Origin of the sequence: Rhodovulum sp. ES.010 (assembly GCF_900142935.1) — a bacterium.
GTDB lineage: Bacteria > Pseudomonadota > Alphaproteobacteria > Rhodobacterales > Rhodobacteraceae > Rhodovulum.
In genome coordinates this window covers 2365037-2380708 of the sequence record NZ_FSRS01000001.1, presented here as the reverse complement: position 1 = coordinate 2380708, position 15672 = coordinate 2365037, and the positions used below count along the sequence as shown (strand labels likewise).

Annotated in this window: 15 protein-coding genes; 9 read left to right on the top strand and 6 right to left on the bottom strand. The window is 70.7% G+C overall.

Annotation, left to right across the window (positions count from 1 at the left end):
* Positions 1-9 precede the first annotated feature (9 nt).
* Genes BUR28_RS11645 through BUR28_RS11635 form a run of 3 tightly spaced genes read left to right on the top strand, consistent with a single transcriptional unit; the run spans position 10 to position 2687 of the window.
* On the top strand, positions 10-744 hold the full coding sequence (locus BUR28_RS11645; RefSeq protein WP_074220279.1) for a 16S rRNA (uracil(1498)-N(3))-methyltransferase: 735 nt from the start codon (positions 10-12) through the stop codon (positions 742-744).
* Entirely contained in the window at positions 741-1256 is a 516-nt protein-coding gene (locus tag BUR28_RS11640) for a hypothetical protein (RefSeq protein ID WP_074220278.1), read from the top strand. The genes BUR28_RS11645 and BUR28_RS11640 overlap by 4 nt, the downstream gene beginning before the upstream one ends.
* 60 nt (positions 1257-1316) lie before the next feature.
* Positions 1317-2687, top strand: coding sequence for a glutamate--cysteine ligase (locus tag BUR28_RS11635; RefSeq protein ID WP_074220277.1), 1371 nt, complete (start codon positions 1317-1319; stop codon positions 2685-2687).
* Between the two features lie 79 nt (positions 2688-2766).
* Here the strand turns inward: BUR28_RS11635 and plsY are convergent, their stop codons facing one another.
* Genes plsY through BUR28_RS11615 form a run of 4 tightly spaced genes read right to left on the bottom strand, consistent with a single transcriptional unit; the run spans position 2767 to position 6030 of the window.
* Entirely contained in the window at positions 2767-3375 is a 609-nt protein-coding gene (gene plsY, locus BUR28_RS11630; protein WP_074220276.1) for a glycerol-3-phosphate 1-O-acyltransferase PlsY, read from the bottom strand.
* 3 nt (positions 3376-3378) lie between these two features.
* Positions 3379-4653: a dihydroorotase gene (gene pyrC, locus BUR28_RS11625; RefSeq protein WP_074220275.1), complete on the bottom strand. Its 1275-nt coding sequence runs from the start codon at positions 4651-4653 to the stop codon at positions 3379-3381.
* Positions 4650-5078 carry a hypothetical protein gene (locus BUR28_RS11620; RefSeq protein ID WP_074220274.1) on the bottom strand — a complete coding sequence of 143 codons (429 nt, stop codon included), beginning with the start codon at positions 5076-5078 and terminating at the stop codon, positions 4650-4652. The genes pyrC and BUR28_RS11620 overlap by 4 nt, the downstream gene beginning before the upstream one ends.
* Positions 5071-6030 (bottom strand): aspartate carbamoyltransferase catalytic subunit, encoded by a 960-nt coding sequence (locus BUR28_RS11615; RefSeq protein ID WP_074220273.1) that lies wholly within the window; start codon positions 6028-6030, stop codon positions 5071-5073. The genes BUR28_RS11620 and BUR28_RS11615 overlap by 8 nt, the downstream gene beginning before the upstream one ends.
* Before the next feature lie 103 nt (positions 6031-6133).
* Between BUR28_RS11615 and BUR28_RS11610 the strand changes: the two genes are divergently transcribed.
* The 5 genes from BUR28_RS11610 (at position 6134) to BUR28_RS11590 (ending at position 13043) form a co-directional block, all read left to right on the top strand.
* Positions 6134-6928: a uracil-DNA glycosylase gene (locus BUR28_RS11610; protein WP_074220272.1), complete on the top strand. Its 795-nt coding sequence runs from the start codon at positions 6134-6136 to the stop codon at positions 6926-6928.
* A complete protein-coding gene (locus BUR28_RS11605) occupies positions 6925-7530 on the top strand; it encodes a metallophosphoesterase family protein (RefSeq protein ID WP_074220271.1) in 606 nt (201 codons plus the stop codon). The genes BUR28_RS11610 and BUR28_RS11605 overlap by 4 nt, the downstream gene beginning before the upstream one ends.
* Entirely contained in the window at positions 7527-8069 is a 543-nt protein-coding gene (moaB, locus tag BUR28_RS11600; protein ID WP_074220270.1) for a molybdenum cofactor biosynthesis protein B, read from the top strand. Before BUR28_RS11605 ends, moaB begins: the two co-directional genes overlap by 4 nt.
* Before the next feature lie 102 nt (positions 8070-8171).
* Complete coding sequence (locus tag BUR28_RS11595) at positions 8172-9626, top strand: efflux RND transporter periplasmic adaptor subunit (RefSeq protein WP_074220269.1); 1455 nt, start codon at positions 8172-8174, stop codon at positions 9624-9626.
* Between the two features lie 3 nt (positions 9627-9629).
* Positions 9630-13043: an efflux RND transporter permease subunit gene (locus tag BUR28_RS11590; RefSeq protein WP_074220268.1), complete on the top strand. Its 3414-nt coding sequence runs from the start codon at positions 9630-9632 to the stop codon at positions 13041-13043.
* Between the two features lie 48 nt (positions 13044-13091).
* Here BUR28_RS11590 and BUR28_RS11585 read toward each other — a convergent pair whose 3' ends face one another.
* Positions 13092-13904, bottom strand: a complete 813-nt coding sequence (locus BUR28_RS11585; protein ID WP_074220267.1) for a protein-disulfide reductase DsbD domain-containing protein — start codon at positions 13902-13904, stop codon at positions 13092-13094.
* Between the two features lie 65 nt (positions 13905-13969).
* On the opposite strand from BUR28_RS11585, the gene BUR28_RS11580 reads away from it, so the two are divergent.
* Positions 13970-14599, top strand: a complete 630-nt coding sequence (locus BUR28_RS11580) for a YqgE/AlgH family protein (protein WP_256370884.1) — start codon at positions 13970-13972, stop codon at positions 14597-14599.
* A gap of 3 nt (positions 14600-14602) precedes the next feature.
* Here BUR28_RS11580 and BUR28_RS11575 read toward each other — a convergent pair whose 3' ends face one another.
* Positions 14603-15556 carry an L-threonylcarbamoyladenylate synthase gene (locus BUR28_RS11575; protein ID WP_371441594.1) on the bottom strand — a complete coding sequence of 318 codons (954 nt, stop codon included), beginning with the start codon at positions 15554-15556 and terminating at the stop codon, positions 14603-14605.
* Positions 15557-15672: the final 116 nt, after the last annotated feature.

Here is a 15672-nt window from a genome sequence, read left to right as displayed (position 1 = left end):
ATGACCCCCATGAGCGATAGCCGGTCAGCGAAAATCAGGCTCTATGTAGAGCAGCCCTTGGGGGAGGGGCAAACCGTTCCTCTGTCGCGGGATCAGGCGCATTATCTCTTTTCCGTGATGCGGCTTGCCGCCGGCGACCGGGTGCTGGTCTTCGACGGCCGGTCGGGCGAATGGCTGGCCCGCGTGGCCGAGGCCGGCAAGAAGGGCGGCACGCTGGTCTGCGAGGCGCAAACCCGGCCCTTGCAGCCGCCCCCGGACCTGTGGCTGTTCTTCGCGCCGATCAAGAAGGCGCGCACCGATTTCATCGTCGAGAAGGCGGCCGAGATGGGCGCGGCGCGCATCTGCCCCGTGCAGACCGATTTCACCAATGCCGAGCGAATCCGCCGCGACCGGCTGCAGGCCCATGCCGTCGAGGCGGCCGAGCAATGCGGCGGCACCTTCGTGCCAGAGGTCTGCGAGATGCGGAAACTGTCCGAGGTGCTGGAGGGCTGGCCCCACGGCCGCCGGCTGATGTTCTGCGACGAGATGCTGGCCGGTGCGGGCCGCGCGCTGGGCGACGCCGCCCCCGGCCCCTGGGCAATTCTCATCGGCCCCGAAGGCGGGTTCTCGGAGGCCGAGCGCGACCGCCTCCGCGCGCTGCCCTTTGCGCATCCGGTCAGCCTCGGCCCGCGCGTGCTGCGCGCCGACACGGCGGCGGTGGCGGCGCTGACCGTCTGGCAGCAGGCGCTGGGGGACTGGGCATGATCCGGCCCGAGATCCTCGCGCGGCTGTTGCGCTGGCGCGATCTCTTCGGGGCGCTGTTCGTCGCGGCCGTGGGGGGCTGGGTGTTCGGCTTCGGCGGCTATTTCTATCAGGGGCTGGGGGTGCTCTTCGTGCTTGTCGGGGCCGGACTGGCCGTCGCGGCGATCCGGCAGCTTCGCTTCCATGCCGAGGGCCGCGCGCCGGGCGTGGTGCAGGTGGACGAGGGCCAGATTACCTATCTTGCGCCGGACAACGGCGGCTTTGTCGCGCTCAGCGAACTCGATACCGTCGAGATGGTCTTCGACCGGCAGGGCGCGCGCTGCTGGCGCCTGTCGCAAGAGGGCTATCCGACAGTCACGATCCCCGCCGCCGCCAAGGGTGCGGATGCCCTGTTCGATGCTTTCGTCTCATTGCCCGGCGCGCGGGCCGGGCATATCCTCGCCGCGCTCGACAGGCCCCCGAGTGACGGGCCGGTCACGGTCTGGCGCCGGGAGGGCCGTCCGGCCTTGACTTGAGCGACCGACCGCCGCAGGTGACGGGCCGAACGACGCGAACGAACCGGAGGCCGTTGCCCCATGTCCATTCCCCAGTCCGGCGGCGGCCCGATCGAGTCCCATGCCCAATTGGCTGAATATCTCGAGGCCGGCTGCAAGCCGAAGGACGACTGGCGGATCGGCACCGAGCACGAGAAGTTCGGCTATTGCAAGGATACGCTGAAGCCCATCCCCTATGACGGCCCCCACTCGGTCAAGGCGGTGCTGGAGGGCCTGCGCGACCGCCACGGCTGGGACCCGATCTTCGAGTCGGACAACATCATCGGCCTGCAGAAGGACGGCGCGAATGTCAGCCTGGAGCCGGGCGGCCAGCTCGAGCTCTCCGGCGCGCCGCTGGAGACCATCCACCAGACCTGCGACGAGGTGAACGAGCACCTGCGCGAGGTGAAGGATGTCGCCGACGAGATCGGGGTGGGCTTCATCGGCCTCGGCGCCGCACCGATCTGGCGCCACGAGGACATGCCGATGATGCCCAAGGGGCGCTATCGGCTGATGACCGACTACATGGACCGCGTCGGCACCATGGGCAAGACGATGATGTATCGCACCTGCACCGTGCAGGTGAATCTCGACTTCGCCTCCGAGGCCGACATGGTGAAAAAGCTGCGCGTCGCACTGGCGCTGCAACCCGTCGCCACCGCGCTTTTCGCCAACTCGCCCTTCCTCGAGGGCAAGCCCAACGGTCACAAGTCCTGGCGCTCCCGCGTCTGGCGCGACCTCGACCCCGCGCGGACCGGCATGCTGCCCTTCGTGTTCGAGGACGGGTTCGGCTTCGAGCGGTGGGTGGACTATGCCTTGGACGTACCGATGTATTTCGTCTACCGCGACGGGGAATACATCGACGCGCTGGGCCAGTCCTTCCGCGATTTCCTGAACGGCAAGCTGCCGGCCCTGCCGGGCGAGACGCCGACGCTCTCGGACTGGGCCGACCACCTGACCACGATCTTCCCCGAGGCCCGCATCAAGAAGTTCATCGAAATGCGTGGCGCCGATGGCGGCCCGTGGCGGCGGCTCTGCGCGCTGCCCGCGCTTTGGGTGGGGCTGACCTACAATCAGTCGGCGCTGGATGCCGCCTGGGACCTGGTCAAGCACTGGGATGCCGAAACCCGCGAGGCCTGGCGCGTGGCCGCCTCGGTCGACGGGCTTCAGGCTGTGGTGAACGGGCGTTCGATGCTGTCGCTCGCCGCCGAGGTGGTTCTGATCGCCCGCTCGGGCCTCAAGGCGCGGGCGCGCCCCGGCCTCGGCGGCATGGTGCAGGACGAACGCCACTTCCTGCACGCGCTGGAAGACAGCGTCGAGACCGGCAAGGCGCCCGCGGACGAGTTGCTGGAACAGTATCACGGCGATTGGCAGGGCGATCTCAGCCGGATTTACGCCGAGTTCAGCTACTGACACCGGCCCGGCGGGCGCACCGGAGCTGACAAAGGCCACACGGCACTCACATGCGGCTATGGCGTCCGGCGCTTGCCGGTCAGCCCTTCTTGCCGATCCTGGTCTCGGTCCCGGCCCGCAGCCGGCGGATATTCTCCGCGTGGCGGACATAGATCAGCACCGCCAGAAGCGCGCCCAGAACCGCCATGTCGCCATGCCCAAGCACGATCGCCCAGACCGGCGCCAGCCCCGCCGCGACAAGTGCCGACAGCGACGAATAGCGCAGCGCCGCCGCCACGATCAGCCACGTCCCGCAGGCCGCCAGCCCCACCGGCCAGGCCAGCGCCAGCAGCGTGCCCAGGAAGGTGGCCACGCCCTTGCCGCCCCTGAACCCCAGGTAAACCGGGAAAACATGGCCCAGGAAGGCGGCGAGCCCGGCGACTTGCGCCGCGTCCTCGCCGGCCAGCGCACGGGCGATCAGCACCGCGATGCCGCCCTTGCCCGCGTCCAGCGCCAGCGTCAGGAACGCCGCCAGCTTGTTGCCGGTGCGCAGCACGTTCGTCGCGCCGATATTGCCCGAGCCGATCTTGCGCAAATCGCCCAGCCCGAACAGGCGTGCCATCACGATGCCGAAGGGCACCGCACCCAGCAGATAGGCCGCCAGCGCGACCAGACCCAGGATCAGCGGCGCGGTGTCGAAAACGGGCATCGTCTAGTCCTCTCCGAAAACGCGGCTGCCAGCCACCCAGGTGCCCAGCACGCGGCCCTGCATCCTGGCCCCGTCGAACGGCGTGTTCTTCGACTTCGACCGAAGCGCGAACCTGTTCAGGACAAACGGAGACTCGGGGTCGAACAGCACCAGGTCCGCCGGCGCGCCTGCCGCCAGGCGGCCGCCCTCCAGTCCCAGCCGCCGCGCCGGGTTCAGCGACAGCGCGCGCCACAGCCGCGGCAGGTCGATGGCGCCGGCGTGATACAGCCGCATCGCCGCGGGCAGAAGCGTCTCCAGCCCCACCGCGCCGCTGGCCGCCTCCTCGAAGGGCAGGCGTTTCGATTCCTCGTCCTGCGGCGTGTGCATCGAGGAGATCACGTCGATGAGCCCCGTGCCGACCGCCTCCACCAGGGCCACCCGGTCGTCCTCGGCCCTGAGCGGCGGTTTCACCTTGAAGAAGGTGCGGTAGTCGCCGACGTCCAGCTCGTTCAGCGTGAGGTGGTGGATCGACACGCCCGCGGTCACGTCGCGGCCGTTGGCTTTGGCGCGTTCCAGCGCCGGCAGGGCGCGGGCCGCGGTGATCTGGTCGGCGTGGTATTTGACGCCGGTCATCTCGACCAGCGCCAGGTCGCGATCCAGCGCCATGCGTTCCGCCATGGGCGAGACCGCCGGAAGCCCGCGCAGCGAGGCGAACTTGCCGCTGGTCGCGCAGGCCCCGTCCGACAGGCCCGGCTCCTGCGGGTGCGCCATGACCAGCGCGCCCAGGCTGCGCGCATAGGTCATGGCGCGGCTCAGCACCTTGGTGTTCTCGACCACCCTGTCGCCATCGGTGAAGGCTACGGCGCCCGCATCCTGCAGGAATCCGATCTCGACCATCTCGCGCCCGGCGCGCCCCTTTGTCAGCGCGGCCATCGGCCTGATGCGGATCGGGCTGGCCTCGCGCGCGCGGCGGATGACGAATTCCAGCACTTCGGGGGTGTCGATGGCCGGCACCGTGTCGGGACGCGTGACCATCGTGGTCACGCCGCCGGCCGCGGCCGCCGCTCCGGCCGAGCCGAAGCTCTCCTTGTGCCGCTCGCCCGGTTCGCAGACCTTCACGCCGATATCGACGATACCGGGGGCGAGGCACTTGCCGGCGCAGTCGACGACACGCTCGGCCGCGGGCGCCTCGCCGGTGCCGGTGGCGCGGATCGTCCCGTCCTCGACCAGCAGCCACCCGGGCGCGTCGGTCCCGGCCTCGGGGTCGATCAGGCGGGCGTCGGTGAAGGCCGTCCTCATGCGCCCCGCGCCCCATCGATCTGCGCGCGCACCGCGTCGGGGTCGGCGAGGAACTTGATCAGGTGCTTGTCGCCGGTCCGCGTGATCACCTGCGCCGCGCTGCCGAGCTTGCGCACCTTCTCGACGTTTTCCAGAAGCACGCGCCGCCCGTCTGGGCCGACCAGCGCGCGGTCGGTCAGCGTCCAGACCGCCGACAGTTCCTCGCTCATCAGGTAGGCGCCGCGCACGCCGACACCCAGCACCGCGGCCACGATCCCGACCCAGGGGTGAGGATTGCCGATCGCCGCCAGCACGGCCGTTGCCACCGCACCGCCCACGAGCGCCAGCAACAGATGCGCCTTGATGTAGGTGCCGCGGTCGGCGCGGAAGCGCGCCACCGCCCGCTCGTCCGCCTCCGGCGGCGTTTCCTTGGTCGGATCAAACATAGACGCCGCCCTCCCCGGCGCGTTCGGCGCGCAGGTTCCGCGCCAGAAGGTCCATCGCCGCCATCCTGACCGCCACCCCCATCTCGACCTGTTCCTGGATCACGGATCGGTTGATGTCGTCGGCCAGCGTGCCGTCGATCTCCACGCCGCGGTTCATCGGCCCGGGATGCATCACGATGGCGTCGTCCTTGGCATGGGCCAGCTTCTCGGCGTCCAGCCCGAAGCGGTGGTAGTATTCGCGCTCCGAGGGGATGAAGCCTCCATCCATCCGCTCTTTCTGGAGGCGCAGCATCACCACCACGTCGGCGCCCGCCAGCCCCTCGCGCATGTCGTCATAGACCTCGACCCCGAACTCGGCGGCCCGCGCGGGGATCAGCGTGGGCGGGCCGATCAGGCGCACCCGGTTCTCCATCTTGCCCAGCAGCTGAATGTTCGACCGGGCCACGCGGCTATGCGCGATGTCGCCGCAGATCGCCACCACCAGCCGGTGCAGCCGCCCCTTGGCCCGCCGGATCGTCAACGCGTCGAGAAGCGCCTGGGTCGGGTGTTCGTGCCGCCCGTCGCCCGCGTTCAGCACCGCGCAATTGACCTTTTGCGCCAGCAGATCCACCGCCCCCGATTGCGGATGCCGCACCACCAGCAGGTCGGGATGCATCGCGTTCAGCGTCAGCGCCGTGTCGATCAGCGTCTCGCCCTTTTTGATGCTGGACGCCTGCATCGCCATGTTCATCACGTCCGCGCCAAGGCGCTTGCCCGCGATCTCGAAGCTCGCCTGGGTGCGGGTGGAGGCCTCGAAGAACATGTTGATCTGGGTCAGCCCGGCCAGGATATCGGAATGCTTCGTCGTGCTGCGGCTGAGGTCGACATATTGGTCGGCGAGGTCGAGGACGGCGCGGATATCGCCCGGACCGAGCGGCTCGATGCCCAGCAGGTGGCGCAAGCGGAACGTCATGGGGCCTCCGACATGATCGCCCCGCTTATAGGAAGCGTGCCGGGGCCCGGCAAGGGACCCGATGCCCATTGCCGCCGCCCGCGGCGCGGCCTAGCCTCTGGCCATGGAGTCGGGACTGGACGGGCATACGGCGCTGGCGCTGCTGCGCTGGCAGATCGAACTCGGCGCGACCGAGGCGATCGGGGATACGCCCGTGAACCGCTACGAGGCCGAGCCGCCCCGCCCCGCCGTGCCGGCCGCCGGGCCGCAGACGCCGCCGCGCCCGGACCTCCCGCCGCCCGCGCCCGAGGTGGACCCGGTCGAGGTCGCCCACGCCGCGGCCTCCGCGGCCCGCGATCTCGACGCGCTGCGCGCGGCGCTTGGCGACTTCGCCCATTGCGAACTGAAGAAGGGCGCGCGCAACCTCGTCTTCGCCGACGGCAACCCGGCGGCCCGCGTCATGGTGATCGGCGAGGCGCCGGGCCGCGATGAGGATATCCAGGGCAAGCCCTTCGTCGGCCGTGCCGGGCAGCTTCTGGACCGGATGTTCGACTGCATCGGGATGGGCCGGGCGGCCCCGGCGGCCGAAAAGGCGCTCTACATCACCAACATCCTGCCTTGGCGCCCGCCGCAGAACCGCGACCCGAAACCCCACGAGGTGGCGATGCTGCTGCCCTTCGTCGAACGCCACGTGGCGCTGGTGGACCCGGACGTGCTGGTGCTGATGGGCAACCATTCCTGCGGCGCGCTTCTGGGCCGCAAGGGAATCACGCGCCTGCGCGGCAAGTGGGGCGAGGCGCTCGGTCGCCCGGCGCTGCCGATGTTCCACCCCGCCTACCTGCTTCGAAACCCGCATGCGAAACGCGAGGCCTGGCACGATCTGCTGATGCTGCAGGCCCGCCTGAAGGAGACCCCATGAAGATACTCGCCTTTTCCGACCTGCACCTTTCGCGGCGCGCCGCCGCGCAACTGGTCGCCGCCGCGCCGGAGGCCGACGTGGTGATCGGCGCGGGCGATTTCTGCAACCGCCGCGAGGGGTTGGACCAGGCCATGGAGATGCTGTCGGGCATCGACCGCCCCTTCGTGATGGTGCCCGGCAATTGTGAAAGCGACGAGGAATTGCGACTGGCCGCGCCCCGGGGCGCCCATGTGCTGCACGGCGACGGTTGCGAGATCGGCGGCGTGCGGTTCTTCGGCCTCGGTTACGGTGTGCCGCCCACGCCGTTCGGCGACTGGTCCTGCGACCTGACCGAGGCGGAGGCCGAAGAGTTGATGGCCGGTTGCGTCAAGACCGACGTGCTGGTCGTCCACTCCCCGCCCAAGGGCGTGGCCGATGTCACGTCCACGGGCCAGTCGGTGGGGTCCGTCGCGATCCGCGAGGTCATCAAGCGCTGCCGTCCGCAACTCGCGCTTTGTGGCCACATCCACGACTGCTGGGGGAAGGCGGGCATGATCGGCGAGACCCGCGTGGTGAATCTCGGCCCCTCGGTCAACTGGTTCGAGATCGAGGGCGCGGCGTGAGCGGGATCGACGAGGCCAAGGCGTTCGTGCCCGTCCGGGTCGCGGTGCTGACCGTGTCCGATACCCGCACGCCCGAGGAGGACCGCTCCGGCCAGACCCTGGTCGACCGGATCGAAGGGGCGGGCCATGTCGTCGCCGACCGCAGGATCGTGCCCGACGAGCGGCCGACCATCGCCGAGCAGTTGCGCGCGTGGTGCGCCGACCCCGAGATCGACGTGGTGATCTCCACCGGCGGCACCGGGCTCACGGGGCGCGACGTCACCGTCGACGCGCACCGGGACGTCTACGAAAAGGAGATCGAGGCCTTCGCCACGGTCTTTACCATCGTCTCGATGCAGAAGATCGGCACCTCCGCGGTGCAAAGCCGCGCGACCGGCGGGGTGGCCCGGGGCACCTACCTCTTCGCGCTGCCCGGCAGCCCCGGCGCCTGCAAGGATGCCTGGGACGAGATCCTCGTCCACCAGTTCGATTACCGGCACCGCCCCTGCAACTTCGTCGAGATCTTTCCCCGCCTCGACGAACACCGGCGACGGAAATAGCTGCATCCTGCGTAACGCATTAGTGGCTTGGCGCCCGCGCGCCCGGCCACTATGTGATTGACGCGCGTGACGGTTTCCCCGGCCGGAAAAGGAAGTTGGCAAATGGGATTTCTCCGCCGGAGCCTCGTCGGGCTGTTCCTGCTGGCGGTGACTGCCGGTCTGCTGGCCTATGCGGGCCATTCCGTCACCTCGGCGATCCAGGCGCGTCTGTCCGACGAACCGCGCGAGCGCCCGGCGCGGGAGCGGGTCTTCTCGGTCAATGTCGTGCGGGTGGAGCCCCGGACCATCGCTCCCGTCCTGACCGCCTTCGGCGAGGTCCGCTCGCGCCGCACGCTTGAACTGCGCGCCGCGGCCGGCGGGCGTGTGGTCGAGCTGCACCCCGCGTTCGAGGAAGGCGGGCGCGTCGCGGCGGGCGAGGTGATCCTGCGGGTGGACCCGAGCGACGCGCGATGGGCGCTCGACATCGCGCGAACCGACCTCGAGGAGTCCGAGGCCGACCTGGCCGATGCCGAACGCACGCTGGAGTTGGCGCGCGAGGAACTGGTCGCGACCGAAGACCAGGCGCGGTTGCGCGCGCAGGCCCTGGGCCGCCAGCGCGACCTGCGTGACCGCGGGGTCGGCACCGACGCCATGGTGGAGGAGGCGGAGTTCGCCGCGGCGGCCGCGAGCCAGGCGGTGGTCGCGCGCCGCCAGTCCGTCGCCCAGGCCGAGGCCGCGCTGGCCACGGCCCGCACCGCGTTGGCCCGCGCGCGCATCGCCCTGGCCGAGGCCGAGCGCGACCTTGCCGACACCGAGTTGCGCGCGGCCTTCGGCGGCGTGCTCAGCGACGTCTCGCTGGTCGAGGGCGGGCTGGTCTCGGCGAACGAGCGGGTGGCCGACCTGATCGACCCGGACGCGCTGGAAGTCGCCTTCCGCGTCTCGACCGGGCAATACACGCGGCTGTTGCAGGACGGCGCGATGCAGCCGATGCCGGTGACGGCCGTGCTGGACGTGTTCGGTGCCGATCTCGAGGCGTCGGGAGAGCTGACCCGCGAAAGCGGCGCGGTGGCCGAGGGGCAGGTGGGCCGGCTGCTCTATGCCCGGCTCGACGCGGCCCCCGGCTTCCGGCCGGGCGATTTCGTGACGGTCCGGTTGCAGGAGCCGGCGCTCGACCGGGTCGCGCGGTTGCCGTCGACGGCGCTGAACGCCGCCTCCGAGGTGCTGGTGCTGACCGGGAACGACAGGCTGGAGAGCGCCCCGGTGGAACTGTTGCGGCGCCAGGGCGACGACGTGATCGTGCGGGCCGCGGGGCTTGCCGGGCGCGAGGTGGTGGCCGAACGCACACCGCTTCTGGGCGCCGGCATCAAGGTGCGCCCGATCCGTCCCGAGGCGGATGCCGCGCCCGCGCCGCCTGAGATGGTCGCGCTGACGCCCGAGCGCCGGGCCGCCCTTATCGCCTTCATCGAGGGCAGCGCGATGATGCCCAGCGAGGCCAAGGCGCGGGTCAGGGCCCAGCTGGAACAGGACCTCGTGCCCGCCGGCATGGTCGAGCGGATCGAATCCCGGATGGGGGGCTAGGCCGTGGCGCGCCGCATCCCCAGCGCCGCCGGCGGGGTTCTGTCCTACTTCGCCCGCCACCGCACGGCCGCCAACCTGTTGCTGGTCGTACTGATCGCGCTGGGCCTGGCCGCCGCGCCGCGGATGCGGGCGCAGTTCTTCCCCGATATCGTGATCGACAACGTCACCGTCTCGGTCGTCTGGGAAGGGGCGGGGGCCGAGGATGTCGATGCCGGGATCGTCCAGCTTCTCGAACCCGCGCTGATGGCGGTGGAGGGGGTCGAGGAGACCGGCTCCCGCTCCACCGAGGGGCGGGCCTCGATCACGCTGGATTTCGAGCCCGGCTGGGACATGGGCCGCGCCGCCGACGAGGTGCAGGCTGCCGTCGACGGGATCACCGAACTGCCCGAGGAGGCCGAGGAGCCCGAGGTGCGCCGCGGCGCCTGGCGCGACCGGGTGACCGACATCGTCCTCACCGGGCCCGTGGCGGTGGACCAGCTGGGCCGGTTCGCCGACGAACTGGTGGCGCGGCTCTTCGCCGAGGGCGTGACGCGCACGACCATACGGGGGCTCGCCGCGCCCGAGACCATCATAGAGGTGCCGTCCGCGGAACTCATCCGCCACGACGTGACCATGGCCGAGATCGCCGCGGTGATCGCGGCCGAGGTCGACACCGCCCCGGCCGGCGACGTGGGCGGCGGCAACGCGCGGGTGCGGACCGGCGTGGAGACGCGCGCGGCCGACCAGATCGCCGCGCTGGTCCTGCGCTCGAACCCGGACGGCTCGGCGCTGACCGTCGGCGACGTCGCCACATTGCGCGTCGAGGGCGTGGACCGCGAGCGCACCTATTTCGTGGGCGAGGACCCGGCGATCTCGATCCGGGTGGACCGGTCCGACCGGGGCGACGCGATCGCGTTGCAGCGCCGGGTCGAGGGCGTCGTGGCCGATCTCGAGACGACCCTGCCCGAAGGCGTCTCGGTCGACCTGATCCGCACCCGCGCCGAATACATCTCGGGCCGGCTCGACATCCTGCTCGACAACGGGCTGCTGGGGCTGGGTCTGGTGCTGGCGTTGTTGTTCCTGTTTCTCAACGCGCGCACCGCCTTCTGGGTCGCGGCCGGCATTCCCGTCGCGATGCTGGCCACCATCGCGCTGATGTATGTGGCGGGACTCACCCTCAACATGATCTCGCTCTTCGCGCTGATCATCACGCTGGGCATCGTGGTCGACGACGCGATCGTGGTGGGCGAGCATGCCGATTTCCGGGCGCGCCAGCTGGGCGAGGACCCGGTGACCGCCGCCGAGAACGCCGCGCGGCGGATGTCGGCGCCGGTGTTTTCCGCGACCCTGACCACGATCATCGCCTTCTTCGCGCTGGTCGCCGTGGGCGGGCGGTTCGGCCACATGATCGCCGACATCCCCTTCACCGTGATCGCGGTGCTGACCGCTTCGCTGGTGGAGTGCTTCCTGATCCTCCCGAACCACATGGCGCACGCGCTGATGCACTCGGCGAAAGACCACTGGTACGACCTGCCCTCGCGCGTCTTCAACCGCGCCTTCCGCTGGACGCGCGAGCGGCTGTTCCGGCCCTTCATGTGGTTCGTGATCCGGGCGCGCTACCCGGTTCTGGCGTTGACCGTGGTGCTGCTGGCCGGCCAGGTCGCGCTGTTCATCCGCGGCGACATCCCGTGGCGCTTCTTCAACGCGCCCGAGCAGAGTTCCGTCTCGGGCAATTTCGCGATGCTGCCGGGCGCCACCCGCGCCGACACGCTGGAGATGATGCGCGAGATGCAGCGCGCGACCGAGGCGGTGGCCGACCGCTACGCAGAGGAACACGGCCGCAACCCCGTCGACTACGTGATCGCCGAAATCGGCGGCAATACCGGGCGCGGGCTGTCGGGCGCGGACACCAAGGATGTCGATCTCCTGGGGTCCATCGCGATCGAGCTGATCGACCCCGACCTGCGGCCCTATTCCTCGTTCCAGTTCGTGGCCGCCTTGCAGGACGAGGTCCGCCAGCACCCGAAGGCCGAGACGGTCAGTTTCCGCGGCTGGCGGTCGGGGCCGGGCGGCGACGCGCTCGACGTGCAGTTCTACGGCGCCGAGGCCGACACGCTGAAATCGGCGGCCGAGGCGCTGAAGACCGCGCTCGCCCCCTATGGCGAGGTCTCCGCGCTCGAGGACAGCATGGCCTACGACAAGGAGGAACTGATCCTCGACCTCACGCCCCAGGGCGCGGCGCTGGGCTTCACCATCGACAGCCTCGGGCGGGTGTTGCGCGACCGGCTCAACGGCATCGAGGCCGCCACCTTCCCCGACGGCCCGCGGTCTTCGGCGATCCGCGTGGAACTGCCCGCGGGCGAGCTGACGTCGGATTTCCTCGAACGCACGCTCCTGCGCGCGCCCTCGGGCGAATACCTGCCGCTGGCCGATCTCGTGACGGTGGAAGAGCGCACCGGCTTCTCGACCGTCCGGCGCGAGAACGGCCTGAGAGTCGTCTCGGTCAGCGGCGACCTGTCCGAGGACGATCCGGCCCGCGCCGAAGAGATCATGGACGAGCTGCGCGAGGTGATCCTGCCCCGGATCGAAAGCGAAAAGGGCGTCGCCTGGCGGCTGTCGGGGCTGGCCGAGCAGGAGCGGGAATTCCTGTCGGATGCGCGCGACGGGCTGATCCTCTGCCTTCTGGGCATCTATCTGGTGCTGGCCTGGATCTTCTCGAGCTGGACGCGGCCCGCGGTGGTAATGGCGATCATCCCGTTCGGGCTGGTGGGCACGATCTACGGCCACATGGTCTGGGACGTGCCGCTGTCGATGTTCACCGTGGTCGGCCTGATCGGGATGGTGGGAATCATCATCAACGACTCGATCGTCCTGGTCAGCACGGTCGACGAATACGCCGAAACGCGCGGGCTGGAGCCGGCCATCGTGGATGCGGCGGCGGATCGGCTCCGGCCCGTGATCCTGACCACGCTGACGACCGTTCTGGGCCTTGCGCCGCTTCTGTTCGAAACCTCGCAGCAGGCGCAGTTCCTGAAACCCACCGTCATCACGCTGGTCTACGGGCTGGGCTTCGGCGTGGTGCTGGTGCTGCTGGTGGTCCCGGCGTTGCTGGCGGCGCAGCACGATATCGGCCGGCAGGTGCGGGCCGTGCGCCATGCCTTCGGCGTGTCCTCCCGCGCGCGCGGCATGGCGGTCGTGGCAGGGGGCGCGGCGCTGGGTCTCGGCGTGCTCTTCGCGATGACGCTGGGGGCGGCGATGGTGACGGGCACCGTGTCGGGCGCGCTCGCCGCGATCTGGCCCGGGCTGGGCGAGGCGGCGGGCATGGGCGTGGCCCTGGCGCTCTTCGTCGCCGCGTCGGGCGTGTTCCTGATCCTGGTCTACGCCGTCGCTGCCCTCGTGTTCAGCCGGCGCGGTGCGGTCCGGTCGCGCCGCGCGTGACAATTCTCCGGGACGTCCCGGCGCGGCACTTGCGCGGCCCTGGGGCGGTCAGCGCCCCGTGCAGCCGCGGATATCGACGGCCCGGCTCTCCCCCAGAAGCGTGATCCGCACCGTGGAGCGGTCGAGCGCGAAGGGCTGTCCGCTCACCGGCACCAGGTCGGCGCGCGCAACGAGGCGGTCGCCGTCACGCGTCATGTCCGCCTCCGAGATCCAGATCGACGGGTCGGCCAGTTCGAACACCGCCGCCTCGCGCCCCCCGAGCGTGGGCAGGTCGATCTCGGCGGTCAGCCGCAGCCCGTCCGAAATCGGCTCGACGGCGCAGCGCACGCCCCGCACCTGCGCTTCGCCCGCGCTCATCGGCCGGTCGGCGAGGGCGGCGCGGATCGGCGCCGGGCGGGGCGCGTCGGGCAGGTGGCCCGTCAGGCTGAGCTCCAGCGGCATGCAGATGTCCTGGCAGACCCCAAGTTCGACCCGGCCGCGCAGGTCCATCGGCCGGCCGGCCTCCTGCGGGGTGATCTCGATCGGAAGCACGACGTCGTTCTCGTAGCCGATCGTCCGCAACCCGTTCGAGACGAACACCCGCGGCGTCGGCCAGTGCAGCTCTGCGCCCGCAATGTTCCGCGACCCCGCCCAGTCGAAGCGGGGCGGAATGCCGGCATCGCCGGGCGCGCGCCAGTAGGTCTTCCAGCCGGGGGCCAGCCGCAGGTGCAGACCGGCCATGTAGGTGCCGCGGTCGGTTTGCCAGCCGGGAATGAACTCGGCGCTGATCACGCCTTCCGGCGCGTCGGCGTTTGCGGTCGGGACCGCCGCGGCGGCAAGCAGCGCGGCGGCGCACAGGGAACGGAACAGGGTGTAACTCATGCCGCCAAGATAGGGATGCCGCCGCGGGCAGGAAATCACTTTCGGGCGAGAGGGCCGCGAAAATAGTGCCCGCGCGCCCTTGCGCGGGCCCGGCCCGCGCCACATTGTCAAGGGAACGCACAAGCGGAAGGTGCAGAATGCAACTTGGCGGCAAGCTTCTGATCGCGATGCCAGGCATGGGCGACCCGCGCTTCGACAAGAGCGTGGTGTTCCTCTGTGCCTATTCCGAGGAGGGCGCGATGGGGCTGATCGTCAACAAGCCGATGGCGGAATTGTCCTTCTCGGACCTGCTCGACCAGCTCGACATTCCAAAGGCCCCCGGCGCGCGCGACATCCGGGTGCATTTCGGCGGGCCGGTGGAACATGCGCGCGGGTTCGTCCTGCACAGCGGCGACTACAATTCCGGCAGCGACACGACATTGCGGGTCGACACCCGGTTCGGCATGACCGCGACGCTGGATATCCTGGAGGACATCGCCAGGGGCGAGGGCCCCGCCGAGTCGCTTCTGGCGCTTGGCTATGCCGGCTGGGGGCCGGGGCAGCTGGAGGGCGAGATCCAGGAGAACGGCTGGCTCACCTGCGATGCGGCGCCCGACCTCGTCTTCGACAAGAGCGATGCGACCAAATGGGAGCGGGCGCTCGGCACGCTCGGGATCGACCCGTTGATGCTGTCGCCCGCAGCGGGGCGGGCCTGAGTCTCAGTCTCGCGGTGCGGCGGCCCGGCGCAGCCGGTCGTTGATCGCCCGTCCAAGGCCGTGGTCGGGGACCGGCGCCACCGCGATCGGCTGTCCGGGCGCGGCGCGGGCGTCGAGCTCCCGCAGCGCGTGGAACAGGTTGGCCGCCGCCTCGACCAGATCGCCCGAGGGCGACAGGTTCAGCGTCGCCCCGTCGCAGCCCGGCCCGAAGCCCAGCCAGAGCGCGCCGGAAGGCGGCGTCGAGGCCTCCAGCACGACCTGCGCGCCGGGGGCGTAATGCGACGAAAGCTGCCCCGGCGCAGTGACCCCGGCTTCCGCGCCGCGGGAGGCGAGCGGGGCGCCGAGGCAGGCCTCGATCGCCTCGACGGGGAGCCCGCCGGGGCGCAGCAGCGTGGGCGCCGGGTCGGTGCCCACGATGGTCGATTCCACGCCCACCGCGCAGGGGCCGCCGTCCACCACCGCCGCGATCCGGTCGCCCAGCCCGGCCAGCACATGCGCGGCTCGGGTCGGGCTGACGCTGCCCGACGGGTTCGCCGAGGGCCCGACCACCGGGCCGCCGAACGCGGCAAGCAGCCCCTGCGCCATCGGGTGGTCTGGCACGCGCAGCGCCACGGTCGGAAGCCCCGCGCTGACCAGCGGCGACAGGCCGGCCTCGGGCCGCAGCGGCAGAACCAGCGTCAGCGCGCCCGGCCAGAACGCGTCGGCCAGCCGCTCGGCCGCGTCGCCGAAGCGCGCGACGCGGCGCGCCGCGGCGATGTCGGGCAGGTGGATGATGAGCGGGTTGAACCGCGGCCGGCCCTTGGCCTCGAACACCCGCGCCACGGCTCTGTCCGAGGTCGCATCCGCGCCCAGCCCGTAGACCGTCTCGGTCGGGAAGGCGACGAGCCCGCCGTCCCGTAGCATCTCCGCGGCGCGGGCCAAGCCCGCCGCATCGGGCGGCAGCAGCTCTGCGGACACGGCGGCAATCTCCTTTGACGTGGCGTCGTGCCTTGATGGGCCGGCGGCTTCGGTTACGCTTTGACGGGCGCTTCGGGGTCACATACAGGATGTGCCGGCGCGGGAACAGGCCGCAT

What these genes read in the sequence shown, in the direction of transcription:
- BUR28_RS11615 (WP_074220273.1), bottom strand. Translation starts at nt 6,030, where the DNA reads ATGACGTTCCGCTTGCGCCACCTGCTGGGCATCGAGCCGCTCGGTCCG.
- BUR28_RS11610 (WP_074220272.1), top strand. Translation starts at nt 6,134, where the DNA reads ATGGAGTCGGGACTGGACGGGCATACGGCGCTGGCGCTGCTGCGCTGG.
- BUR28_RS11595 (WP_074220269.1), top strand. Translation starts at nt 8,172, where the DNA reads ATGGGATTTCTCCGCCGGAGCCTCGTCGGGCTGTTCCTGCTGGCGGTG.
- BUR28_RS11620 (WP_074220274.1), bottom strand. Translation starts at nt 5,078, where the DNA reads ATGTTTGATCCGACCAAGGAAACGCCGCCGGAGGCGGACGAGCGGGCG.
- BUR28_RS11645 (WP_074220279.1), top strand. Translation starts at nt 10, where the DNA reads ATGAGCGATAGCCGGTCAGCGAAAATCAGGCTCTATGTAGAGCAGCCC.
- plsY (WP_074220276.1), bottom strand. Translation starts at nt 3,375, where the DNA reads ATGCCCGTTTTCGACACCGCGCCGCTGATCCTGGGTCTGGTCGCGCTG.
- BUR28_RS11635 (WP_074220277.1), top strand. Translation starts at nt 1,317, where the DNA reads ATGTCCATTCCCCAGTCCGGCGGCGGCCCGATCGAGTCCCATGCCCAA.
- BUR28_RS11605 (WP_074220271.1), top strand. Translation starts at nt 6,925, where the DNA reads ATGAAGATACTCGCCTTTTCCGACCTGCACCTTTCGCGGCGCGCCGCC.
- pyrC (WP_074220275.1), bottom strand. Translation starts at nt 4,653, where the DNA reads ATGAGGACGGCCTTCACCGACGCCCGCCTGATCGACCCCGAGGCCGGG.
- BUR28_RS11640 (WP_074220278.1), top strand. Translation starts at nt 741, where the DNA reads ATGATCCGGCCCGAGATCCTCGCGCGGCTGTTGCGCTGGCGCGATCTC.
- BUR28_RS11585 (WP_074220267.1), bottom strand. Translation starts at nt 13,904, where the DNA reads ATGAGTTACACCCTGTTCCGTTCCCTGTGCGCCGCCGCGCTGCTTGCC.